Origin of the sequence: Desulfovibrio sp. ZJ746, from assembly GCF_011039155.1 — a bacterium.
Classification (GTDB): domain Bacteria; phylum Desulfobacterota; class Desulfovibrionia; order Desulfovibrionales; family Desulfovibrionaceae; genus Desulfovibrio.
The window spans coordinates 290789-314948 of record NZ_JAAKEK010000002.1 but is presented as its reverse complement, the minus strand read 5'-3'; the positions used below and the strand labels follow the sequence as shown (position 1 = coordinate 314948).

Sequence of the window (24160 nt, the reverse complement as noted above, 5' to 3'; positions counted from 1 at the left end):
GGTGTTTACAGCTTGAGGAAGGCTTTGGCATTGGAATAGAGGATCTTTTCCAGCACATCCTCGCTGAAGCCCAGGTGCTGGATGACATCCAGCGCCTCGGCCACGGGCGTGAAGGGATGGGCGCTGCCGAAGAAGATCTTGTCCGCGAGGCGCGCGTTGATCACAGGCACGTAGAGTTCCATCCACATGTTCATGGTCATGTCCGAGATGTCCATGTACACGTTCTCGTTGCGGAACACCGTGGCCAGCGCCTCGTAGGGGAAGTTCCAGGCTGCGTGGCTCATGACGATGCGCAGCTCGGGGAAGTCCGCGGCCACGCGGTCCACCAGCATGGGCCGCGTGTTGCACATGGGGATGCGCGGCATGGGCGCCGGGCCCGTGGTCATGATGATGGGCACGTCAAGCTCGCAGCAGACGGTGTAGAGCGGGTAGAAGCGGGCGTCGTCCAGCGGCAGGCGGCAGATGTCCGCGTCGATGGAGGCGCCGGCGAAGCCGTCCTTCTCCACGGCCTTGCGGAACTCCCTGAGGCCGGGCATGCCCTTGTAGGGGTCCACGCCGTAAAAGCCGATGACCGTGTCGGGATAGGCCTTCATGGCCTCGAGCACGCCGGGGTTTGAGGACGCCGCGCGCGAGACGGTCTCGCAGTCGCGCCCGTTCATGACGAACTTGACCCCGCCGAGCTTGCGGAAGCTCTCCACCTCCTGCTCGAGGGTGGGCGCCGGGCCCTTGCCGAAGCCCGTTTCGGCCACAAAGCCGCTGAAGGCCGGGTTGTTGACGATGGAGTCGATGACGGCCTTGACGCAGGGGCGGAAGCGGAAATCAATGAATTTCATGGCACTCTCGCTGGTTTTTTATGTGCGGGGGCGCCCATGGGCGCCCCCGGGATGCCTGCCGCTCAGCAGCTGGCCTGCTCGGTGCGGTCGATGAGGTCGTTCTGCAAATCGGTGTTCAGGTCCACGAAGTAGGCGCTGTAGCCCGCGATGCGGACCACGAGGTTGCGGTACTTGTGCGGGTCCTTCTGGGCGGCGATCATGGTCTCGCGGTTGATGATGTTCATCTGCAGGTGCCACACGCGCAGGTCGATGAAGCTGCGCAAAAGATCCACCAGCTTTTGCGTGCCCTCGTCGCCCTCCACGGTCTTGGGGGCGAGCTTCATGTTCAGGAGGCGGCAGGCGCGGTTGGGCGCGTTCCAGTTGGTGCTCTTGTACTGCGAGAGCAGCACGGCCGTGGGGCCGCTCACGTCCGAGCCGTGCGAGGGCGAGCTGCCGTCGGAAAGGGGCATCCAGTCCTTGCGGCCGTTGGGCATGGCGCTCACGAACTTGCCGTGCGGCACGTTGGCCGTGACCGAGGTGGTGCGCACCTCGATGGGCTGCACGCCGTTCTTGTCCGCATAGCGGGCCGTGAAGTCGAGGATGCTCTTCTCCACCCGCTTGTAGAGGTTGTCGGCATAGTCGTCGCCGTTGCCGAAACGGGGCGCGCGTGAGAGTATGGCCTGCAGCGGCGCGCTGTGCTCGAAATTGTCGTCCATGGCCTTGATGAGCTCGCTCATGAGGATGCTCTTATCCTCGTAGACGAGTTTCTTGATGACCGAGAGCGAGTCGACGAGGGTGCCGAAGCCGATGGCGTCGAAGAAGGCGAGGTCAAAGGCGCCCTCGGGCGACTGGTCGCTGTTGAGGTCGAGGCAGGACTTCATGCACAGGTCGTGCAGGCCCGAGGCCAGCGGGCTCGCGAAATACTTGGCCCGCGTGTGGTGGATGGTGTCCTGCAGCAGGAAGGCGCCCACGATGAGGTTCTGCAACTGGGCCTCGAAGGCCTTGTAGAACTCCTCAAAGGTGGCGAACTTCAGCGGGTCGCCGCTCTCGAAGGTGAACACCTCGTCGCCGAACTTCTTGAGGCGCCCGTTGCGCAGGGTGAGCTCCAGCGCGGCGCAGAGGTTCACCTGGGTGCCGGGGCTCATGTAGGTCTCGCGGTTGATGAGCCGCGTCTCGTTGCAGCCGCTCACCACATAGTCGTACACGTCGCTCACGGGCGCGCCCTTGGCGAGCAGGCGGGGGATGAGCTCCTCGTCGTTGACCACCTTGGGATAGCCCTGGCCCTGCTTGATGGTCTCGGCGATGTCCCAGAGATAGCGCTTGGGCGAGCGGGTGTGCACGCGCGCGGCGAGATCCGGGTAATGGGTGGGGAATTCCCGCTTGGAGCGCAGCATAAGGTAGGTGAGCTCGTTGGTGGCGTCCTGGCCGTCCGGGGTCTGGCCGCCGATGGTCACGGCCTCCCAGTGGGCGAAGCCGGCCTGGGTGTCCATGACGCCGGGCGAGAGCGGCAGCTCGATGAACTGGGCCATCTGGCACCACAGGCAGCCCAGGAGCTCGAGGGCCTTTTCCTCGGTGAGGGTGCCGTCGGCCATGTCCTTGCGGTAGAAGTCGATGAGCTGCTGGTCCATGCGGCCGTTGGAGATGATGCAGCCCGTGCGCTGCTCGAGGCGCGAGAAGGCCTGGGCGAACCAGTGCGCCTGCACGGCCTCGTGGAAGTTGCGCGCCGGAAATTCCGGCACGCGTTCGCAGCGCTCGGCGATGGCGAGAAGCTCGGCCTTGCGCGCGGGGTCCTTCTCCGTGGCGGCCTTTTCGCGCGCGAGCTGCGCGTGGCGCCTGGCAAAGGTGATGACGCCCTCCAAGGCCAGGATGACGCCCTCAAGGAAGGGGATCTTGTTGAGGATATTGTCCGGGTCGTTGGGGTCGAGAGCGGCGAGCTGCTCTTTCGCCTCGTCCTGGATGGCGCGGAAGCCCTTTTTCAGCACCTTGTCGAAATCGAGCACCCACTGGAGGCTCGAACGCAGCGAGGAGGACTCGGCCACCACATAGCGCGGCTTCAGGCCCTCGCGGTCGCTGTAGGAGAGGTGGCGGCAGCGGTCGGGCATGGCGGTGAACAGGCCGTGGTGATAGGTCTTGCCGTTCCAGTAGGAGCCGATGTCATTGAGGATGACGTCGAAGTCCTCCTTCATGACCTTGATGGGCGGGTTCTCGCGCTTGGAGAAGTCGTCCAGGACGGTCTCGTAAAAATCGCCGTCCAGCTCGGGGTAGAGGATGCCGTAGCGGCAATTGTCGCGCCCGAGGCGGCCGACGATGAGCTGCTTGTCCTCGATATAGACCGGGATGTTTTGGGCCACATGCAGAAGCGCCTTGCCCCAGCGCAGGGTGAGGTGCTCGCCCTCGGTCTCGCGCATGGATTCGGTGAAATAGCGCGCGCGCTCCACGTCAATGACCGGCGGCGTGCAGTCGAATTCCTCCAGCATGCCGATGACACGGGGCTGCGATTCCTTGAACGGGCTGGGCTTTCCCTTGGCCGCGTTCTCGATCCATTCTTCCTGCGGGGTGCAGCAACAACCTGCGTCAAGCATGGCGTACCTCCTTTGCGAGTATGGATGCCCGGGGACGCGCCCCGGCATTGGCAATTTTCCCCCGCATATTACAAAGACCATGCCACGACTGTTGCCATTGAATTTCAATGTGTTATAATGGTTTTGTACGGCTCCTCCGCAAAAAGTGACGAATAAAAAACAAAAGTGTACGGATTCAGGACAATTTTGTTTATGCCAAGGGGAGGCCCGCGCCTCACTGGGGGCAGAGGTGGCGCCCGGTGCCGTCCGCCACGCCAGGCGGCCGCCGGGCTTGCCGACCCGGCGGCCGCCCCGCGCAGGGCCGGAGCGGGGCACCCCAGGTGGCATCGGCGGGGCAGGGCTTTCTCCCCCGGCCCGAAGTCCCACATGGCCGTCACGCACTCTGAAACAGTAGCGCCAGAGATAGGCTCACGGGAAACAGCAAAGTCCCGCAAGGCTTTTCACACCTTGCGGGACTTCCTTGTTTTCAAACCTGGTGGCAGTACAGGGCTTGAATATATACTTTAATATACTGGAATGAATTATTAAAAATTTTTTATCGACAATGGCTGCCCACAAATTTGCCCCGATATTTTGCCCAATTGCTTCCACACTGGGAAATGTCTAAAAAATGGTTGATAAAGTCAAATTGTCATGATCTTAGCTTTGTGGCAATAAATCATAGGTGTCTCATGGAAAAAATTATTTAATATTGTCAATCGATAAAGAATATTATATTAACGAAGGAAATTAAAAGAGGAATTAATGGAACCTATGCATGATAGGTTTGAATATCAATAATTGGGAAGGAAAAAATGCTAACCGCATTATCTCTAACTGGCATAAATTGTTATGCATGGGTTACAGAGAAAAATGAAGGCCCATTTTTTTGCAAAGGCTGCATGAAAGAAGTAGTACTTAGAAAGGGTCCGATTCGAGCACACCACTTTGCCCACCGACCACCGGTGACTTGTCAAGACGGTCGGGGAGAGTCGGAACTTCATTATAGAGCTAAAAAAGAAATATATGAATCTCTCATTAGGAATGAAAACTGTACATATTGTGAGCTGGAAAAGAAAATAAATAATATTATCTCCGATGTATATGCTGTTATTAATGAATATCAAGTAGCTATTGAAATTCAAAAAAGTAACTGAACGCTCAAATATGTAGCTGATAGAACAATTGAGCGATATAGAAATGGACTAAGCGTTTTAAGGATTATCCCTTCATTAGAAAAATTAAAAATTTTTTCGGATGGTGGTAAAGAAGTAGCTAGGATTCCAAAATGGATGGAATTTTTCCATGCGTTATCTTTTGGCCGATTATATGTTTGGTCGGGAAACGGTGCGAGTGTCATTCCAATCCATTTTGAAAAGGTGTTGCGGCATATTCATTATGATGAGTTTTATAATTGTTATGGGGAGTATATGACGGTTGGTGGATATAATAAAAGACTCAAAGATAGAAAGGAAATAGTTAAATATCCTCACGGACTTATTAATATTGCTAATGACTTTAATCAGAAGCTAAGGGTACCATTCAGCACAAAACATTATACACTCCCACGATGTCTACTATGGCAAGATTCTTGTAGGAGGTGGTGGTAAAATATAAATACATTACTTGATTACTTTACATATCTGTTTACTTTACTGAAGCTAGCCCAAACATTCTCCATATATGGAAGGTTATGTAAGGAGCATATTCTGGCCATCGAAAACGATACCTGATGGCGTGCATGGTGTCGTTGAGTATTCAGGTGTCACCGGTTCTCCGAAATGCCATGCGAACCTGGAAAACGGTCCGATGCATCCTATTTGCTTATTGGAAAGATAAAAATATCTCGCATTGTGTCATTCGTTCCAGAAAATTACGCAGATATATATGTCCTAACCATTAATGTTCCCTCAGCGTAGGATGGACAGTAAAAAGAATAGATGGCTTTTCGTCATTGACCACCAGATATAATCATCGGAAAAAGACTTAACATGTTTTTAAGTAGGATTTCAGCTCAGTACAAATTTGGACATCAGTGTCGTTTCGCGACATACATTTTGTTGCCCATACTCTACCAGGATGTAGGGTATCCCACTTTGACCGCATCTGCTGGTAACGACCGCTTCCGGGATCATGATTACCAAAGCCGTCAATAAGTTTATTCCAGATTGGCGCAAATTTGGCAATGAGCAAAGATTCACCCAAAGGAATCCAAATATCATCCACAACCAAAAAACGACAATAAAAATCCTCTATTTTTAAGTTCTCGGCTGCCTGTACACTTTCGGCATGTTCCTGCAAACGCTTGTATAAAGCGGGGCTTGGTGTGGAATCTAAGCCGAAATTTCCCTTTCGGGCACCAGGTGGCACAGCTTTGCCCACATAGATGGGGGCTTGGAACTTGCCGTCTATATTCTTTGCGACCAAGGGCCTATACGCTTCGAAGTCACCTGTATAGTAAATGGCGTAGATACCGGCACCATTAAAAAACTCCAGTCCGCCCAACGGGTGAACAGGGCTTTCCAACATGGCGTCCGCAACGCTGCCGCCAAGGTTCATTTTATCCAGGGGATTGTATGGTTTTATATCCATCAGGCGATACGCTTCATTTTGGCTATGAGTTGTTTTGTTTCGGCCTCAATCAACTTTTCCGCGATGCTACCAGCCATGATTCGGGCCAAAGCGACGGGAACCGCATTGCCAAGCTGGCGCATGGTTTCGGTCCAAGATCCGTGAAAAACGTAAGTATCGGGAAATGTTTGCAAGCGAGCGGACTCTCGAACCGTAAAATAGCGAACTTCTCCGGTAGGCTTCACAAGCATATTTTCGCCGCCTGGTACACCGTGGTCACCGGCTTTGAGCGTTTTTGCGGGTAAATCTAGTGGACTCCCGGTATGCCCCGCATAAACACGAGCCCCGGGTTGAAAACTATGATTGCTGTGTAACGAGGCGGCTTTTCTATCTTGAGGGTCGGGCAAACCTTGCAAAGCATCGCGCACCGTAAGCCAAGGCTTATCCACGGCGGTGGCATCCATGCCGCGCAACCTGTCAAGGCGATACTTACTTTTGGCATCCATGGCGCTACTCATTTTACGGCTTACTTCGTGGCGCTCCCAGTATTCACCGCTTACCCATTGGGCATGAAGCAATGCGTCCAATGAATGCGTAGCTTTAGGGAAGGACCAGCGAACGTTCAAGTCGTGCCGGAAGCCTACGATGAATACTCGCTCTCGCCGTTGGGGAATACCATAATCAGCGGCATTTACCACACGGCAGACCACATCATAAGTGAGCCCTTGGATTTTTCCTGATGTCTTTTCTTTTTCTAGTCGCGCAAGATGTTCCAACCAACTTTCTGTAGGAGAGCGAATAAGTTCTGGATAAGTCAACTGTAGGATGGTATATTGCAGATAGTTCGTAAAAGTTGATCGAGTAAGACCTTTAACATTTTCAAAAAGAAACGCCCTTGGTTGCAGTTTGCGAACAGTAGCAATAGCAGTGGGAAACATATCCCGTTTATCAGAATAAGCTTTATGCTTGCCGCCAAGGGAAAATGGCTGGCAAGGTGGCCCACCGGCCACAAGGTCAACGCCCTTGATGGTGGAAAAATTAAACAGGCGCACGTCCTGTTCGTGTAATGACCAATCATCCACCAGTGGGTTTTGCCGTCTCTGATTCTCGCGAATTGTATCACACGCCCACTTATCCCATTCTATCACTACATCGGGTATAAATCCGGCAAGGGATACCCCTAAAGCCAATCCTCCGGCTCCGGCAAACAGCTCCACAGATTTCATCGGTGTATCCCGTGGTTATCCCGTGCAACATCGTTTAAGAAGGCGCGGACATTCTCTTGTAATGCGTTTATATCCCCGAGTTGACATTCCCAAATAACCAGTACATTCCAACCCTGCGCACGCAATAAAGCTTGATTCTTTATGTCGCGCTCTCGGTTCCCTTCAAGTTTTGGAAGCCAAAAATCAAGCCGCGATTTGGGACACCGTTGGCCATTGGGGCAGTTGTGTCGATGCCAATAGCATCCATGTACGAAAATCGCGGTCCGATATTTTGGTAACACAATGTCGGGTTTACCCGGAAGGTCTTTCCTCTGGAGCCTAAACCGGCAGCCCATACTATGCAGAAGAGAACGCACAACTTTTTCAGGCTTTGTGTCCCGCCCTTTTACTTGGGCCATAACCCAACTGCGCTTTTCTTGACTGATTGAATCCATCCCAAAATTTATACACCGAACTGGAACTCGCCACAATATACCTAATTTCGGGGGAGATTCACACTTTCAATGGGAATTGCTTATAACCATTTGAAATTCCGGCTGAATTTTTTTTGAGAATCTTCGAATAAGTGAATGCCACCAAGGAATCCCGCTTTTTTCCTTAACGATTTAACGATTTTCAGTAAGCCGAGATGACAGTTGACCCCATCGGCAAATTCCATCCTCTTCCAGTGTTTTAGGTTTGGCACACTGCACGGCAGCCCCTGATCCCACGAATGCCCCAGACACAACCGGGACGAGTTTGTGACCAGTTAATGCCGGTTGCTATATCGATTCAAGGGCTCCTGTCGTTTCTGGTGCGAGAAGCGAAGCGCCGAGCAGCCTGGGGGTGTCCAGAGGGGCTTTGCCCCTTTGGCAAGATGACACAAGTAGCACTTGTGTCATCTTGCCACGAAGAACCCCCAACGTAACCGGCACCGAGGGCGGGTCAAAAAGTGGGAGCGCACGTCCCTCAAAATGAGGGGAATCTTCCGAGAAAACCTTGGGATATTCTTGGGGAAATGTGGAATTTCATATGGCGGAATGGGGGCTGGTGTGTCTGGGAAACGCTGCCCTTTGTCAATAAGAAAAGCTGAAGCGTGTGGCTCAGGAAGCGTGGGATGAGGCGGAAGAAATCTCCCGTTGCTGAATCGAAGAAACGCCCAAAATGGTCAAAGAACTTTCCAAAACGGTTGGTCAGAATCGCCGGTAGCTCAGCGAGAAAAAGCCCTCATATTTTTCGGGAAGAAGGGGGGGGGCGCATAGGGGAGAACCTGGAGGCCCGCTATGCGGAAGTGCTGTTAGCTACGCGGCAAAGCCATAGAAACATTGCCGCGTACCTCGTCCAAAAAGTCGGCCCATTCCTGCATCATGCGGCGGCGCTCTGGCAGAAACTCGGCGTGATTATATGCCGCGCGGACGTGATTCCTTTCCGCGTGGGCAAGCTGGCGTTCTATCCAGTCCCGATTATAGCCCAGTTCGTTCAGCAGAGTCGAAGCCATGCTCCGAAAGCCGTGGGGCACGATTTCCTCCTTGCCGAAGCCCATGGCGCGCAGGGCCACCACGAGGGACTCCAGAGAGATAGGCTTTGTGTCGGTACGCATGGAGGGAAAGAGGAAGCGCCCGTGCCCGGTATAGACGGAAAGCTCGTTCAGGATCGCCAGGCTCTGGCGCGCCAGCGGCACGATATGACGCTGCTTCATCTTCATCTTGGAAGCTGGGATCCGCCACTCCGCGTTATCAAAGTCGATTTCCGACCACTCGGCCGCGCGCAGCTCACCCGGCCGCACGAAGAGCAGCGGCGCCAGCCGTAGCGCTGACTTGACGGGCAAAAAACCGCCATAGGCGTCAATGGCCCGAAGCAGCTCGCCGACGCGCTTTCTGTCGGTAATTGTCGACATGTGCCGGACGCTCACCTTCGGGAGCGCGCCATGCAAACCCTGAGTGATGTCATACTTGCAGCGCCCGGTGGCGATGCCATAGCGCAGGAGCTGGCCGCACAACTGGACGAGCCTGTGCGCGGTTTCCAAGGCCCCGCTTTCCTCCACATGACGCGCCGCCATGAGAATGTCGGACGGTTCGACCTCGGCAATGTGCTTGCCGCCAAAGACGGGGAAAACCTTTTTTTCAAACAGCGAGCGGACTTTTTTTCCATAGCTTGGCGCAAGCTGGTTCACATGTTTGGCGAACCATTCGCGGCTAACGGCTTCAAAGGAGTCGGCCCGCTTGCTCTGGATACTGGCCTTCGTGGCCTGCCGTTGGGCGCTGGGGTCGATGCCGTTGGCGAGCAGCCTCTTGGCGTCGTCCCGTCGCAGCCGGGCTTCTTTCAGACCAATGGTGGGATAGGTGCCGAGGGAGATGCGCTTCTCCTTACCCTCCACCCGGTACTTTAACCGCCACCACTTCCCGCCGCTGGGGGCAAGTTCCAAATACAGACCGCCGCCGTCAAACATCCTGACGGTCTTGGTTTGCGGCTTGGCTGTACGGATGGCGGTATCGGTGAGCGGCATGGGGGCAACCTCTTCGTTGAAAGGTCATATTGCCCCCAGAATTGCCCCCGAAAGTGGTGGATGTCAACCCACACCAAGCGACCTCGTTGGACGACACATCCTGAAAAAATCAAAGTCCCGCAAGGCTTCTCACACCTTGCGGGACTTCTTCGTTTCAAAACTTGGTGGGCAGTACAGGATTTGAACCTGTGGCCCTCGCCTTGTAAGGGCGATGCTCCGCCAGCTGAGCTAACTGCCCGGAAAGTCGCCGGCCGCCGCGGGCAGCGGCGGGTCGGAAACCGCATGCGGGAGCCTATGCGGGAGGCGGGGCCGTGTCAATGCGCGGGGCCGTCGGCCCCGGCGAGGCGCTGGGCGAGGCGCGTGAAGCGCCGGTGGGTCTTGTTGTTCTTGACGGCCATATGCAGCGCGCGCGGTTCGCCCACGAGGATGACGAGCTTTTTGCCGCGCGTGACGCCCGTATAGACGAGGTTGCGCTGCAGGAGCACATAGTGCTGCATCATGAGCGGGATGACCACGGCCGGGTATTCCGAGCCCTGCGACTTGTGGATGGAGATGGCGTAGGCCGGCGCGAGCTCGTCCAGCTCGTCGAAGTCATAGGGCACCACGCGGCCGTCAAAGGTGACGCCCAGGGTGCGCTCGCGCGGGTCCATGTGGGTGATGCGGCCCATGTCGCCGTTGAACACGTCCTTCTCATAGTTGTTGCGCACCTGCATGACCTTGTCATGTAGCCTGAAAGCGCGGTCGCCGCGGCGCACCTCGAGGCCGTTGGGGTTGAGCGCCTCCTGCAAGAGGGCGTTCATGCGGCCCGCGCCCACGGCTCCCTTGTGCATGGGCGTCAGCACCTGCACGTCGTCCACCGGGTCGAGCCCGAAGCGGCGCGGGATGTGGCGCGTGACCAGCTCCACCATGAGGGCCGCCGCGCGCTCCGGGTCGTCCTGGCGGATGAAGTAGAAATCCGACAGCCGCTCGCGGCTCGACTCCAAAAGGGGCACCTCGCCGCGGTTGATGCTGTGCGCGTTCAAGATGATCTCGCTCTCGGCCGACTGGCGGAAGATCTCGGTGAGTTCGGCCACGGGCGCGGCCCGCGAGGCGATGACATCGCCGAGCACATTGCCCGGCCCCACGGAGGGGAGCTGGTGCACATCGCCCACCAGCACGAGCGTGGCGCCCAGCGGCACGGCCTTGAGCAGGTGGTAGAAGAGCAGGCAGTCCATCATGGAGGCCTCGTCCACCACGAGCAGTCCGCAGGCGAGGGGATTGTCCTCGTTGCGGGCGAAGCCGTCCTCGCGCGGGCTGTATTCCAGCAGGCGGTGGATGGTCTTGGCCTCGCGGCCCGAGGTCTCGGCCATGCGCTTGGCCGCGCGGCCCGTGGGCGCGGCGAGGAGGATGCGCGCCCGTGCGGTCTCGAAGAGCTTGATGATGGCGTTGATGATGGTGGTCTTGCCGGTGCCCGGGCCGCCGGTGATGACGAGCACCTTGCTCCTGGCCGCGGCGGTGACGGCGGCGAGCTGCTCGGGCGCGAGCTCGATGGGGAGCTCCGAGGCAACGCGCGCCGCCTGCGCCTCGGGCTCGGGCAGGCGCACGGCCTTGGGCGAATGCAGCAGCCGCTGCAGATAGTAGGCGGTCTTGGCCTCGCAATGGTGGTAGCGGCCGAGATAGACGCCCACATTCTCGCCCGTGCCTGTTTCCGCGGCGTCCTGCGCCTCGCCGGGCGCGCCTTCCTCCTGCGAAAAATCCTCGCGCACCAGGCGCTCGTCGCGCTCCAGCGCCTCCAGCGCGTCCAGCACGGCCTCGGGCGGGGCCCCCACCTGCTTCGCCACCTCCTCGGCGAGGCGCGCCTCGGGCAAATAGACGTGGCCCTCCTCCGCGGCTTTTTGCAGGGTATAGAGGCAGGCCGCCTGCACGCGCAGTGGGCTGTCCGGCGCGAAGCCGAGCTTGGCGGCGATGGCGTCGGCCGTGAGGAAGCCCACGCCGTGGATGTCCATGGCGAGGCGGTAGGGATTTTCGCGCACGATCTCGAGCGCGTGCTCGCCATAGGCGCGGTGGATGCGGATGCCCATGGCCGGCGTGATGCCGTGCGGCTGGAGGAAGAGCAAAAGGTCGCGCACGCCCCGGTGCCGCGTCCAGGATTCGCGGATGCGCTGCAGCGTCTTGGGGCCGAGGCCGCGCACGCCGAGCAGGCGCTGCGGCTCCTCGTCCAGAACGCGCAGGGCCTCGGTGCCGAACTTGTCCACGATGCGGCCGGCCATCTCCTCGCCCACGCCCTTGATGAGCCCGGAGGACAGGTAGAGGCGGATGCCCTCGGCCGTGGCCGGCAACAATTCCTCCACGTCGGTGAACTCCACCTGGCGCCCGAAGCGCGGATTGGTGGTCCAGCGGCCGCGCACGCGCAGGCGGCTCCCGGCCTTGGGCAGGGTCATGTGGCCCACCAAGGCCACGGGCTCGCGCTGGCTGCGGGGCACCGGCCGGCGGGAGGCTCCGGCCTCCCCCCCCGCGTCCGCGTCCGGCATGAGCCTGAGCACGGTGAAGCCGTTGTCTTCGTTATGAAAGACGATGCGCTCCACCGTGCCGGAAAGCTCCACGGCGTCGGCGTCGCGCAAGAGGGGGAGTTCCCGGCCGGCGGACATCAAGCGCGCTCCGGGGAGGGGCGCGGGCTCACAGCCGCTCCCCGGCCGCCATGCGCCGCTGGAGCAGGTATGCGTCCGCAAGGGCGAGGGCGGTCATGGCCGCGAGCACGGGCACGATGCGCGGGATGGCGGCGAGGTCGTGGCGGCCGCCCACGGTGACGCTTGTCGCCCGGCCCTCCCTGTCCACGGTGGCCTGCTCCCGCGCGATGGAGGCGATGGGCTTGACCGCCGCCTGGAGGATGATGTCCTGCCCGCTGGAAATGCCGCCCAGGATGCCGCCCGCGTGGTTGCTGCCGAAGCGGGCGCGGGGTGCGTGCCCGCAGGCGCCCGGGCCTTCCGCCGGGAAGAGGGCGTCGTTGTTGGCCGAGCCGCGCTTTCGGGCCGCGGCGAAGCCGTCGCCCACCTCCACGCCCTTGACCGCGCCCACGCTCATGAGCGCATGGGCGAGCGTGGCGTCCAGCCGGTCGAAGACCGGCTCGCCGAGGCCCGCGGGCACCTGCTCGGCCACGATGCGCACGATGCCGCCCAGGGTGTCGCCCCCCGCGCGGGCCTCGGCCACGGCCGCGTCCCAGAGCGCGGGCGCCCTCTCGGAGGCCGCGAAATAGGGCCTGGCCACCGCGTCCTTCATGTCGATCTCGGCCTCGGGCACGGCGATGCCGCCAAGCTCCACGCAGGCAGCCCGGATGACCGTGCCGCAGGCCACGGCCAGCAGCTTGCGGGCGATGGCGCCGCCGGCCACGCGCGCCGCTGTTTCGCGCCCCGAGGATCGCCCGCCGCCCCGATAGTCGCGGATGCCGCCATATTTCTGGTGATAGCTCCAGTCCGCATGGCCGGGCCGGAAAAGCGTGGCGAGGTTGCCATAATCGCGCGAGCGCTGGTCCTCGTTGGCGATGTAGAAGGCGATGGGCGTACCCGTGGTCCGCCCCTCGAAGACGCCGGAGAGCAGGCGCACGGTGTCCGGCTCCTTCCTCTTGGTGGAGGCCGGCCCCTGCCCGGGGCGCCGAAGGTCGAGCTCGGCCTGGAGGTCGGCCTCGCTCAAGGCAAGCCCGGCCGGGCAGCCGTCGAGCACGCCGCCGAGGCCCGGGCCGTGGGATTCGCCGAAGGTGGTCAGGCGCAGCACGCGCCCGAAAGTGTTGCCCGCCATGGCACACGTCCTGTCTGGAGGAGTGGGGGCCGCGCCCCTCACCTGCCGGGGCTGCGGCGCCCCGAGTATAGAAGAGGGGGGCGCCCCCTGACAAGCCGTCCCGGCCCGGAGGGCGCCGGCACTTGCAAAAGGCCGCCCGATGCCTATAGTCTGCCTTGGCGCCGGGGCGTTCCGGCGGCGCATGCAAGCGGGAGGACGGCCCATGGAGCGGCACGGTTTCAGCCTGGCGGAGGAAAGGGAGCTCCCCGAAGTGGGAGGCACGGCGCGGCTCTGGCGGCACGACGCCACGGGGGCCGAACTGCTCTCCATCGTCAATAAGGACGAGAACAAGTGCTTCGGGGTCAGCTTCCGCACGCCGCCCGCGGATTCCACGGGCGTGGCCCACATCCTCGAGCATTCCGTGCTCTGCGGCTCGGAGCGCTACCCGGTGAAGGAGCCCTTCGTGGAGCTGCTCAAGGGCTCGCTCCAGACCTTCCTCAACGCCTTCACCTTCCCGGACAAGACCTGCTACCCGGTGGCCAGCGCCAACTTGCGGGATTTTTACAACCTCATCGACGTCTACCTCGACGCGGTGTTCCATCCACGCATCAGCGAGGACATCTTCCGCCAAGAGGGCTGGCACGTGGAGGCCGCCCCGGGCGACGCGCCCTGGACATACAAGGGCGTGGTCTACAACGAGATGAAGGGCGCCTATTCCTCGCCCGATTCCGTGCTCGCCGAAAAGAGCCAGCAGGCGGTCTTTCCCGACACGCTCTACAGCCTCGACTCCGGCGGCGACCCGGAACGCATCCCGGACCTCGCGTATGCCGCCTTCAAGGAATTCCACCGCCGCCACTACCAGCCGGGCAACGCGCGTTTCTTTTTCTGGGGCGACGACCCGGAGGACGCGCGCCTTGCGCGCATCGACGCGGAGCTCAAGCGCCTTGCGAGCCGCCGCCCCGAGCCGGCTGACGAGGCCGTGCCCCTGCAAAAGCGCCTTGCGGCGCCGCGCCGGGTGGAAGTGCCCTATGCGGCCGGCCCGGGCGAGACGCGCGCGCTCTTCACCATCAACTGGCTCCTGGGCGAGCGCGGGGACGTTCACGAAGCCCTGCTCATGGAGATGCTGGAGCACATCCTCGAGGGCCTGCCCGGCTCGCCGCTCCGCCTCGCGCTCATCAGCTCGGGCCTCGGGGAGGACACCACGGGCTGCGGCCTCGAGACCGACCTGCGCCAGATGTATTACTCCACGGGCCTCAAGGGCGTGGCGCTGGAGGACGTGCCCCGCGCCGAGGCCCTCATCCTCGACACCCTGCGCGGGCTCGCCGAAAACGGCATCCCGCGGGAGGCCGTGGACGCCGCGGTCAATAGCGTGGAATTCGCCTACCGGGAGAACAATTCCGGCCGCTTCCCGCGCGGGCTGGCCGCCATGATCCAGTCGCTCTCCACATGGCTCTATGACGGCGACCCCTTGGCGCCGCTCGCCTGGGAGGTGCCGCTTCAAGCCATCAAGGCCCGCATCGCCGCGGGCGAGCCGGTCTTCGAGGAGGCCCTGCGCCGCAATTTCCTCGACAATCCGCACCGCGCGCATGTGGTGCTCCTGCCGGACACCAGCCTCGGTGACGAGCGCCTGGCGGCCGAGGCCGCCCGCCTCGAGGCCCTGCGCGCCGCGTCCTCGCCCGAGGCCCGCGAGCGCCTGGAGGCGGAGACGCGCCATCTTGAGGAAGCCCAGGCCGCGCCGGACAGCCCCGAGGCGCTGGCCACCATCCCGGCCCTGGGCCTTTCCGACCTGCCGCCCCGCAACATGCCCCTCCCCCTTGCGGAGCGGCACATCCCCCAGACGGCGCTCAGCCACGAGCTCCCCACCTCGGGCATCGCCTATGCGAGCCTGCTCTTGCCGGTGACGCGGCTCCCCGAGCGGCTCCTGCCGCTCCTGCCGCTCTTCTGCCGCGCCCTCACCGAGACGGGCACGGCCCGGCGCGACATGGCCGCGCTGGGCGCGCACATGGCCGCCAAGACCGGCGGCGTCGGCGCCACGCCGCTCACGGGCCTCCGGCTCGGCAGCCGCGAGACCTTCTGCCATGTGGCGCTCTCCGGCAAGGCCGTGTACGACAAGATACCCGACCTTTTCGCCATCATGGAGGAAATCCTGCTCGAGCCCGCGCGCGACCCGGCCATGCTGCGCGAGCGCCTGGGGCAGATGCTGCTCGAGGAAAAGGCGCGGCTGGAATACGGCATCCAGGCCGCCGGGCACGCCACGGTGGGGGCGCGGCTGCGCGCCCGCTACACCGGCGAGGGCGCGCTTTCCGAGCAGCTCGCCGGCCTCACCTATCTGGAGTCCGTGCGGGCGCTGCTCAGGCGCCTCGAGGAGGCGCCGGAAACTGTGCTCGCCGACCTTGAGGAGCTGCGCCGGCGCATCGTCACCGGCGCGGGCGTCATCTTCGACTGCACGGCCGAGGCCCAGGGCCTCGCCCTCGCCGAGCGCTCCGCCGCGCCCTTGCTCGCGCGCCTCCCCGGGGCGCCCGCGGAAAGCGCGGACGACCCGGACATCATGGACATCCGCCACCTCGCGCCCATGACGGGCCTGCCCCAGGCCGAGGCCCTGCTGACGCCGGCGCAGGTCAACTATGTGGGCAAGGCGGCCAACCTCTACGACCTCGGCTATGAGTGGCACGGCTCGGCGAGCGTCATCCTGCGCTACCTGCGCATGGGGCGCCTGTGGGACGAGGTGCGCGTGCGCGGCGGCGCCTACGGCGTTTTCTGCAATCTCGACCGCGTGGGGGGCACCCTCGTCTGCGCCTCCTACCGCGACCCCAATGTGGAGCGCACCCTCACGGCCTATGACGGCCTCGCCGACTTTTTGCGCGCCTCGGCGCCGGATTCCGGGCGACTCACCCAGGCCATCGTGGGCGCCGTGGGCGACCTCGACACCTACCTTTTGCCCGACGCGCGCGGCGCCCGCGCCCTCGGCACGTGGCTCGCCGGCAACACCGAGGAGCTGCGCCAGCGCACCCGCGAGGAGATGCTGGCCACCACGGCCGAGGATTTCGTGCGCTTCGCCGACACGCTGGAAGCCGCGGCCGAAGCCGGCGAGATTTGCGTGCTCGGCGGCCAGAAGGCGGAAAACGCCGCCCAGGAGGCCGGCTGGATGACCCGCCAGGTGCTCTAGGGCGGCCCGGTTCCATGAAGCTCGCCGCGCCGTCCTTCGTGCTCCCGGGAACGGTGGCGGAGAACGCGCGCTTCCTCGCCGGCCGGGTGGAGGAGGTGGGTCTCTGCTGCTTTGAAACAGCCGGCACCCTCGCCTATACCGCCACAGACCTGCCGCCGGAGCTCGCGGCGCTCCCCTTGCGCTGGCACCTGCACCTCCCGGCTGACCTCCCGTGGGCGCGGGGCGGCGCCGCCGCCGCTGAAGTCGCGCTGGCCGTTCTTGCGCGCCTGGCGTATCTCGCGCCGCATCTCGCCGTGCTGCATCCCCCGGTCGGCATGCACGTGCGGGAGGCTCGGGCGCTGCTCGCGGCCTTTGCCGCGCCCTGGCATGCCGCCGGCGCGCCCCCCCTGCTGCTCGAGAATATCCGCGGCTGTGAGCTCACCGAGCTCGGCGGTGAGTTTCTGGACGGGGAGGGGCTTGGCGTCTGTCTGGACGTTGGGCACCTGCTGGGATATGTTCAGGGCCGGCTCCTCGCGTCGGAGCTTCCCGAACGGGCGCGGCTCGTCCACTGGAGCGCGCCGGGCCCGGCCCCCGGGGAGGACAGGCACCTGCCGCTTCCCGCGTTCACGCGGGCGCAGCGGGCCGTGGCGCTCGGCCTGCTCCGGCGTTTTTCGCCCGGGGCCGTGCACCTCGCCGAGGTCTTCCACTGGGAGGGCGCGGCCGCCTCCCTCCGCTGGCTCGGGGAGGCCGCGGCCAGCGCGCGGGGGCCCGCGGCGCCACTGAAGGAGGGCGCATGACAGCCATACCCGAACATATCCTGGGCTTCAGGCAGTGGCGGCAAGCCCTGTGCAAGGAAGAGCGCTGGTGCGTCCTCATCAATGCCGACCCGGACGCGCTGGCCTCGGCGCTGGCCCTCAAGCGCATCATGCACCGCAAGACGCACTCCGTCGACATCATGCGCGTGAACGAGGTCACGCGGCCGGACAATCTCGCCATGGTGCGCTACCTGCGCATCCCGGTGAAGCCGTGGCAGCCCGAGCGCGCGGCCTCCTTCGACCGTTTCGCCATGGTGGACTCGCAGCCCGCGCATCATCCGGCCTTCGCCGGCTTCATCTACAGCCTGATCATCGACCATCACCCGCTGACCGACCTCGCCGGCCTGCTCACGCCCGACGCCTTTTGCGACATCCGGCCCGGCGTGGGCGCCACCAGCAGCATGATGACCCGCTTTCTCCAGGCCGTGCGCCTCAGGCCCGGGCCGCTGCTCGCCACGGCGCTGCTCTACGGCATCCGCACCGATACCGGCGCCTTCGAGCGCTCGGGCGGCGAGGAGGACCTGCGCGCCTACCAGTGGCTCTCCCACCATGCGGACGCCAATTTGCTGAGGCGCATCAGCCGCAGCGAATATTTGCGCGCGTGGCTGCCCTTTTTCTCGCGCGCCTTCCGCAGCCTCACCGATTGCCGGGGCGGCGGCGCCTATGCCGCGCTGGGCGAGATCAAGAGCGCGGACCTGCTCGTGTCGGTGGCGGATTTCTTCACGCGCGTCCACGGCCTCAAGTGGATCGCCGTGAGCGGCATCGTGGGCAAGACGGTCATCGTGGTCTTCCGCGGCGACGGCAGCCGCGACATCGGCCGCTTTGCCGACGCCTGCTTCTATGACGTGGGCACGGCCGGCGGCCACCGCAACATGGGCCGGGCCGAATTTCCCCTCGCCGCCGTGCCCGACGGCGTGAAGCCCGCGGATTTCGTCTTCAAGCGGCTCATGACCCGCAAGGTGCGCCCGCGCTGCACCGCGCCCATCCCGCTGCCGGCCACTCTCGTCCCCGCGCGGCCCGGCCCTGTGGGCGACGGCGCATGACGGGGCGGCGAGGAGCGGTCACCCCGCCTGCCGCGCCTGAACCCCTGCCCGTTTCGGAAGCCCCGGCCGAAGCTGCCGGTGCCTGCGTTTTTTGCCCCACCGAGGCCGACAGGGCCCATCTCGCCGAACGCGACCCCGCGCTCGGTCGCCTCATGGCGGCTTTGGGGCCGCTTCAGCGGGAGCGCCTGCCCGACCCCTTCATGGCGCTGGCCCATGCCATCGCCGGCCAGCAGATCTCAGGCGCCGCGCATGCGACGGTCTGGGGGCGCCTTCTCGACGCCTTCCCCTGTTTCACGCCGGAAAGGCTCGCCTGCGCCCCGCCGGAAGCCTTACGGGCCTGCGGCCTTTCCGGGCGCAAGGCCGGCTATATCCGCGAGATAGCGCGGCGCGCGGCCTGCGGCGAGCTGGACCTCGCCGGGCTCGCCGCGCTCGACGATGAATCCCTGTGCGCGGCCCTGTGCGAACTCCCGGGGGTGGGCCTGTGGACGGCGGAAATGCTCATGATCTTCTGCCTCGGCCGCAAGGACGTGCTGAGCGTGGGCGATTTCGGCATCCGCACGGGCCTGCGCATGCTCTATAACAAGCGCGAGCTCACGCCGGCCTTCCTGGCGCGCTGCAAGAAGCGCTATTCGCCCTGCGCCTCGGCGGCGAGCCTCTATCTCTGGGCGCTGGCCGGGGGCGCGGGCGGCCCGGACTACAGCGACCCGGCGCAAAAGAAAAAGCCCGCGAAAGCCCGGGCGCGGAAGGGTGAGGCGCACAGCCGCGGCAGGAACGCGAAGACACAACAACGCAAAGGGTGAAGGATGAACATAAGCATTTCCGTGGCCGACCGGCCGGGCAGGATGCCGCAGATCATGTTCGCGGGGCCGCTCGGCCCCATCTGCGCGAAGCTCGCGGCCCTGGGCTTCGACGGCATCGACCTCTTCTTCCCCGAGCCGCCCGAGGCGGACGTGGCGGCGGCGCGCAAGGCCCTTGCCGAAAGCGGCCTCAAGGCGGCCATGCTCTCGGCGCAGGGCGACCTCATGGTCGCCGGGCTCTTTCTCAACCGGCCCGGTAAGCTCCCGCGCCTGCTGGAATTGTCGCGCCGGCACCTCGCCATGTGCGCGGAGCTGGGCGCGAAAACCATCGTGGGTTTTTTCCGCGGGCAGCACAAGGACGTGCCGGGCGGCAGGGAGGAGAGCCTGAAGTGCATGGCCGAGGGCCTCGCCGCCTATTGCGGCCTTGCCGAAACTTTCGGCGTGGGCGTGCTCCTCGAGCCCATCAACAGGTATGAGATGGACTCCATCCATACGGTCGCCGAGGCGCTCGCCTTGCGGGAACGGGCCGGCGCCCCGGCGAACCTCGGCATCCTGCCGGACGTGTTCCACATGCACATCGAGGAATCGTCCCTTGCCGCGGCCATCGCGCGCGCCGCCGGGCATATCGGCCATGTGCATTTTGTGGACAATACCCGCGCCGTGCCGGGCCTCGGCTGCCTTGCGCTCGGGGGCCTCGCCGAGTGCCTTGGGGTGGCGGGCTATGACGGCTTTCTCGGCATGGAGGCCGTGCCCGGGCCCGACCCCGAGGCCGAGGCCCGCGCCGGCCTCGCCACGCTGCGCGCCCTGCTGTCGCGGGCCGCCCTGCGCGGGGAGTAGAGGCCGGAGAGAAGTTTGCTCAGCCTGCGAGTTGGTTGCGTGGCTGTGCGCCCTGTGTAATGCCGAAATTATCCGTCAAAAACAGCCTCTTAGGTTCCGGCTGCGTCAGAAAAAAATTTCCTCGGTCGAGTACTTAAGTACACTCCCATCGGAAATTGTTTTTCTTCCTTGCTCCAGCCGTTGCGACGAAGGAAGCTACGGATGGAGACAGCAATTAGTTACCTAAAAGCCAGACAACGCAGCCGCTGTCGCTATCCGTGCTCCAGCCGTTGCGACGCAGGAAGCTACGGATGGAAACAGCACTTAGGTACCCCAAAAGCCAGTCAACACAACCGCTGTCGCCATCCGTATGGCTCGCAAGCTCGCCGACGGCTGGCGCAAGGCTCGCAGACTCGCCAACGGCTAGCGCGCCGGAACCTAAGAATCTTATTTTTTAGGATTCTTCCGGCACCAGCACCCGTCTTCCGCTTCGCTCCAGACGGACTTGAGGAAGATTTCTTTCGGCTTGGTAAACTTGGAAGAGTCTTGGGAACAAGGAGGCCGCATGTTTTCCCTGAACGGCAAGACCGCTTTCATCACCGGCTCAAGCCGCGGCATCGGCCACGGCATCGCGCGCGCCCTCGCCCGGCAGGGCGCGGACATCTGGCTCTCGGGCGTGCACCGCGAGGGGCTCGACGCCGCCGTGGAGGCCTTGCGCCGCGATTTCCCCGAGCGCCGGGTCAACGGCGTCCTCTGCGACGTGGCGAAGCAGGAGAGCGTGGACATGGCGCTCGCCACCATCGGCGCCGCCGGGCCGCTCCACATCCTCGTCAACAACGCGGGCATCAACCTGCGCGCGCCCGTGGAGGACATGCCGGACGAGCTCTGGCAGCGCATGCTCGATACGGACGTGACCGGCGTCTTCCGGGTGTCGCGCGCGGCCCTCCCCCTGCTCAGGGCGCAGGGGGGCAAGGTCATCAATCTCTGCTCGCTCATGAGCGAGATCGCCCGGCCCGGCATCGCCCCCTATGCCGCGGCCAAGGGGGCCGTGCGCCAGCTCACGCGCGCGCTGGCCACGGAATGGGCGCAGTACAATATCCAGGTCAACGGCGTGGCACCCGGCTTCATCGCCACGGACATGAACAGGCCGCTCATGGAAGACGCGGAGCTCAACGCCTACATCATGCGCCACACGCCGGCGAAGCGCTGGGGAGAGGTGGAGGAGGTTGGGAGCGCCGCCGCCTTCCTGGCCTCGCCGGCGGCCGATTTCATCACCGGACAGGTGCTCTTTGTGGACGGGGGCTTCATGGCCTCGCTCTAGGAGCCGCCCCGCGCCGCCCTGTCCCGCCCGCCGGCCACCACCAGCAGGGTCGCGGCCACGATGAGGCAGCCGCCGAAGATCTCGCGGCCGCTGATGCTCTCGCCCAGGAAGAGCAGGGAGAGGCTCACCGCCGTGACCGGCTCCAGCGCGCCGAAGATGGCCGTGGCCGTGGGGCCGATAAGGGCGATGGCCCTGAGGGTGAAGAGCAGCGAGAGCACGGTGGGGAAGAGGGCGAGGCAGGCGAGGTTGGTCCACGCGAGGAGCGTCTGCGGCGTATGGAAGCCGCCGGCGAACGGGAGCGCGGCCACGAACACGAGCCCCCCGAAAAGGAGCTGCCAGAGCAGGGCGCGCAGCGGCGGCACGAGCGCCAGCACCCGCGAGACCTTCACCATGACGAGATAGACGGCGTAGGTCAGCGACGAGAGGAAGATGAGCACAAAGCCCGTCACATTGATGTCCGCGCCCTCGCCCGGCTGCATGAGCAGGCACAGCCCGGCCGCGGTGAGCCCGAGGCACACGCCGGTGACGAGCCGGAATTTCTCGTGGAAAAACAGGGTCATGAGCAGCGAGGTCAACACCGGGTACATGAAGAGCAGGGTGGAGGCGACACCCGCGTTCATGAAGCGGTAGGCCTCGTAGAGCGCCAGCGAGGAGATGCCCATGACAATGCCGGAAACGGCCAGCGGCATGAGCTCCCGCCTCAGGGGCAACAGTCTTTGCGAGCGCCCCACGATGATGGCCGCGAGCAGCGGGATGCCGAGCAGGTAGCGGAACAGCAGTACCGAGACCGCGTCCATGCTGGCATAGAGCGGCACGGCGAAGAGCGGGTTGGTGCCGTAAAAGGCGGCGGCCAGCGCGGCGAAGCCGTAGCCCCAGAGATTCCCGGCGCTCCCGGCGCTGCGCGCGCCGCTGGTTCGCGTGGTGTGGGGCGCGGGGGCTGGCATGGGGGCCTTCGCCTCCGCCTAGCCTTCCTGCTTGCCGCAGACGAGGCCGAGCCTGCGCCCGGATTCGGCATAGTGGTCGAGCAGGGCGCGCTCGATGACGCGCGGGTCACGGCTCACGAGGGCCTTGTAGAGCACGGCGTGGCGCTCGTAAAACTCGCTTGGCGAGAACAGGGTGTCCCAGCACTTGTAGTAGAGAAACTTGGAGATGTGCGAGCAGGAATTGCGCGCGATGCCGGCCATGAGCCGGTTGCGGCAGGGGGCGAGCAGCGCGTCGTGGAAGGCCTCGTCGATCTGGCTCAGGGCCGCGAGGCCCGGGGCCCTCCTGCTCTGGCGCTCCATTTCCTCCAGGATGCCGGCCACTTTGGCGAGGGCCGCGTCGTCCCAGCGCTCGAGCGACTGCACGATGCAGGCGCCCTCGAGGGTGCCGCCGAGGCAATAGCTGTCTTCGATCTCCCGCAGGGTAAGGTGGCGGATGCAGCGGGTCTTCTGCGGCTCGCCCGTGACGAGCCCCTGAAGGAGCAGGCTTTGCAGCGCTTCGCGCACCGGGCCGCGGCTGATGCCGAGGTGCCGGGCGATCTCGCCTTCACGGATGGGGGCGCCGGGAGTGAGGGTGCCGTCCAGCAGGCATTGCTTGATATAGGCCGTGGCCTGCTCGGCGTAGGTCTTGATCTGGGACAAGGGCGGCGCTCCTCGGGTGGAAGGAATGAGGTAGCGCCGCCCCCGGGCCGTGTCAAGCCTTCCAGGCCTTGCGGAATGTGTCCTCATAGGCGTAGAGCGCCGGCGAGCCGCCCGTGTGCAGGAAGAGCACCCGGGCCCCTTCGGGGAAGTAGCCCTTGCGCGTGAGGTCCATGAGCCCCGACATGGCCTTGCCCGAATACACCGGGTCGAGCAGGATGCTCTCGGTGCGGGCGAGCATGGTCACGGCCTCCACCATGGCGTCCGTGGGCAGGGAGTAGCCGGGGCCCACATAGTCGTCAAAGACCTTGACCGCTTCGCGCGGCATGTCGAAGTGCGCGCCCGTGTAGTCGCCGATCTTTTCCATGAGCGAATACACGGCCTCCTCCTGCACGGCCTTCTTGCGGTTGACGCCGATGCCCGTCACCGGGATGTTCATGTTGCAGCCGAGCATGCCGAAGAGGAAGCCCGCATGCGTGCCCGCGCTGCCGCTCGGCACCACGACGTGGTCGAAGTCGAGCTGCTTCGCGAACATCTGCTCCATGAGCTCCTGCGCGCAGGAGACATAGCCGAGCGCGCCCACCGCGTTGGAGGCGCCGCCGGGCACGATGTAGGGCTTTTTGCCCTCGGCGCGGAGCTTCTCCGCCACCTTTTCCATTTCTTCCATCATGTTGCTGCCGCCGGGCACGACCGTGATGCTCTTCACGCCAAGCAGCTGGTAAAGGAAGTTGTTGCCCGAGGCCTCGGGCTTGTAGCTCTTGGGCACGCGCTCCTCGAGCACGAGGTGGCAGTCGAGCCCCTCGTGCACCGCCCAGGCCAGGGTGAGGCGGCAGTGGTTGGACTGGACGGCCCCGCAGGTGATGATGGTGTCCGCGCCCTTGGAAAGGGCGTCGGCGATGGTGAAGTCGAGCTTGCGGGTCTTGTTGCCGCCGCCAGCGCCGGGCAGCAGGTCGTCGCGCTTGATCCAGAGCCGGATCTTGTCGCCCAGCGCCTTGCTGAACGCGGGAAGGAATTCCAGCGGCGTGGGTTCCTTCACATAGCCGCGACGGGGGAAACGTGCCAGGTTCATTGTCTGCTCCTCCTTGGGGAGTCTTGCGCGGGCCGTGACAAGTGCCGCACGGCCCGCGCGTTGGGGATGCTTTTGGTCTGTTTATCGCGTTGAGACCGCTGTGCGGCTGTCCTGCTTCACTAATGCCGAA

General features: G+C 63.5%; 18 protein-coding genes and 1 tRNA gene. 7 read left to right on the top strand and 12 right to left on the bottom strand.

Annotated features, from left to right (window positions below):
• Positions 1-5 precede the first annotated feature (5 nt).
• Positions 6-833 carry an amidohydrolase family protein gene (locus tag G7Y54_RS05765; RefSeq protein WP_165078328.1) on the bottom strand — a complete coding sequence of 276 codons (828 nt, stop codon included), beginning with the start codon at positions 831-833 and terminating at the stop codon, positions 6-8.
• A gap of 62 nt (positions 834-895) precedes the next feature.
• On the bottom strand, positions 896-3394 hold the full coding sequence (locus G7Y54_RS05760) for a pyruvate formate lyase family protein (protein WP_165078327.1): 2499 nt from the start codon (positions 3392-3394) through the stop codon (positions 896-898).
• A gap of 794 nt (positions 3395-4188) precedes the next feature.
• On the opposite strand from G7Y54_RS05760, the gene G7Y54_RS05755 reads away from it, so the two are divergent.
• Positions 4189-4530, top strand: a complete 342-nt coding sequence (locus G7Y54_RS05755; protein ID WP_165078326.1) for a competence protein CoiA family protein — start codon at positions 4189-4191, stop codon at positions 4528-4530.
• 829 nt (positions 4531-5359) lie between these two features.
• On the opposite strand, the gene G7Y54_RS05750 is transcribed toward G7Y54_RS05755, so the two are convergent.
• The 7 genes from G7Y54_RS05750 to aroC all read right to left on the bottom strand — a co-directional run bounded on the left by G7Y54_RS05750 (position 5360) and on the right by aroC (position 13426).
• Positions 5360-5965, bottom strand: coding sequence for an Eco29kI family restriction endonuclease (locus G7Y54_RS05750; protein WP_165078325.1), 606 nt, complete (start codon positions 5963-5965; stop codon positions 5360-5362).
• Positions 5965-7170 (bottom strand): DNA cytosine methyltransferase, encoded by a 1206-nt coding sequence (locus G7Y54_RS05745; RefSeq protein ID WP_165078324.1) that lies wholly within the window; start codon positions 7168-7170, stop codon positions 5965-5967. Before G7Y54_RS05745 ends, G7Y54_RS05750 begins: the two co-directional genes overlap by 1 nt.
• Positions 7167-7604 carry a very short patch repair endonuclease gene (locus G7Y54_RS05740; protein WP_165078323.1) on the bottom strand — a complete coding sequence of 146 codons (438 nt, stop codon included), beginning with the start codon at positions 7602-7604 and terminating at the stop codon, positions 7167-7169. Before G7Y54_RS05740 ends, G7Y54_RS05745 begins: the two co-directional genes overlap by 4 nt.
• 842 nt (positions 7605-8446) lie before the next feature.
• Complete coding sequence (locus tag G7Y54_RS05735; RefSeq protein ID WP_165078322.1) at positions 8447-9655, bottom strand: integrase arm-type DNA-binding domain-containing protein; 1209 nt, start codon at positions 9653-9655, stop codon at positions 8447-8449.
• Between the two features lie 162 nt (positions 9656-9817).
• A tRNA-Val gene (locus G7Y54_RS05730) sits at positions 9818-9893 on the bottom strand.
• A 76-nt stretch (positions 9894-9969) separates the two neighbouring features.
• Positions 9970-12282 carry an ATP-dependent RecD-like DNA helicase gene (locus G7Y54_RS05725; RefSeq protein WP_165078392.1) on the bottom strand — a complete coding sequence of 771 codons (2313 nt, stop codon included), beginning with the start codon at positions 12280-12282 and terminating at the stop codon, positions 9970-9972.
• A 28-nt stretch (positions 12283-12310) separates the two neighbouring features.
• Positions 12311-13426: a chorismate synthase gene (gene aroC / locus G7Y54_RS05720; protein ID WP_165078321.1), complete on the bottom strand. Its 1116-nt coding sequence runs from the start codon at positions 13424-13426 to the stop codon at positions 12311-12313.
• A gap of 202 nt (positions 13427-13628) precedes the next feature.
• Between aroC and G7Y54_RS05715 the strand changes: the two genes are divergently transcribed.
• From G7Y54_RS05715 to G7Y54_RS05690, 6 genes are all read left to right on the top strand, one after another.
• Positions 13629-16571, top strand: coding sequence for an insulinase family protein (locus tag G7Y54_RS05715; RefSeq protein WP_165078320.1), 2943 nt, complete (start codon positions 13629-13631; stop codon positions 16569-16571).
• Between the two features lie 14 nt (positions 16572-16585).
• Positions 16586-17347, top strand: a complete 762-nt coding sequence (cbiR, locus tag G7Y54_RS05710; RefSeq protein ID WP_206214906.1) for a cobamide remodeling phosphodiesterase CbiR — start codon at positions 16586-16588, stop codon at positions 17345-17347.
• Complete coding sequence (locus G7Y54_RS05705; RefSeq protein ID WP_165078319.1) at positions 17344-18408, top strand: DHH family phosphoesterase; 1065 nt, start codon at positions 17344-17346, stop codon at positions 18406-18408. The genes cbiR and G7Y54_RS05705 overlap by 4 nt, the downstream gene beginning before the upstream one ends.
• Entirely contained in the window at positions 18405-19208 is an 804-nt protein-coding gene (locus G7Y54_RS05700; protein WP_165078318.1) for a DNA-3-methyladenine glycosylase 2 family protein, read from the top strand. Before G7Y54_RS05705 ends, G7Y54_RS05700 begins: the two co-directional genes overlap by 4 nt.
• A 3-nt stretch (positions 19209-19211) precedes the next feature.
• Entirely contained in the window at positions 19212-20042 is an 831-nt protein-coding gene (locus G7Y54_RS05695) for a sugar phosphate isomerase/epimerase family protein (RefSeq protein ID WP_165078317.1), read from the top strand.
• A 544-nt stretch (positions 20043-20586) separates the two neighbouring features.
• The gene (locus tag G7Y54_RS05690) at positions 20587-21342 is read left to right on the top strand and encodes an SDR family oxidoreductase (protein ID WP_165078316.1); all 756 of its coding nucleotides are present in this window, start codon (positions 20587-20589) and stop codon (positions 21340-21342) included.
• Here G7Y54_RS05690 and G7Y54_RS05685 read toward each other — a convergent pair.
• From G7Y54_RS05685 to G7Y54_RS05675, 3 genes are read right to left on the bottom strand one after another with little or no spacing between them, the layout of a single operon-like run.
• Positions 21339-22286, bottom strand: coding sequence for a DMT family transporter (locus G7Y54_RS05685; RefSeq protein ID WP_165078315.1), 948 nt, complete (start codon positions 22284-22286; stop codon positions 21339-21341). The two genes, G7Y54_RS05690 and G7Y54_RS05685, sit on opposite strands and share 4 nt — an antisense overlap.
• Before the next feature lie 18 nt (positions 22287-22304).
• Positions 22305-22964, bottom strand: coding sequence for a GntR family transcriptional regulator (locus G7Y54_RS05680; RefSeq protein ID WP_165078314.1), 660 nt, complete (start codon positions 22962-22964; stop codon positions 22305-22307).
• A gap of 52 nt (positions 22965-23016) precedes the next feature.
• Positions 23017-24030, bottom strand: a complete 1014-nt coding sequence (locus G7Y54_RS05675; protein ID WP_165078313.1) for a D-cysteine desulfhydrase — start codon at positions 24028-24030, stop codon at positions 23017-23019.
• Positions 24031-24160: the final 130 nt, after the last annotated feature.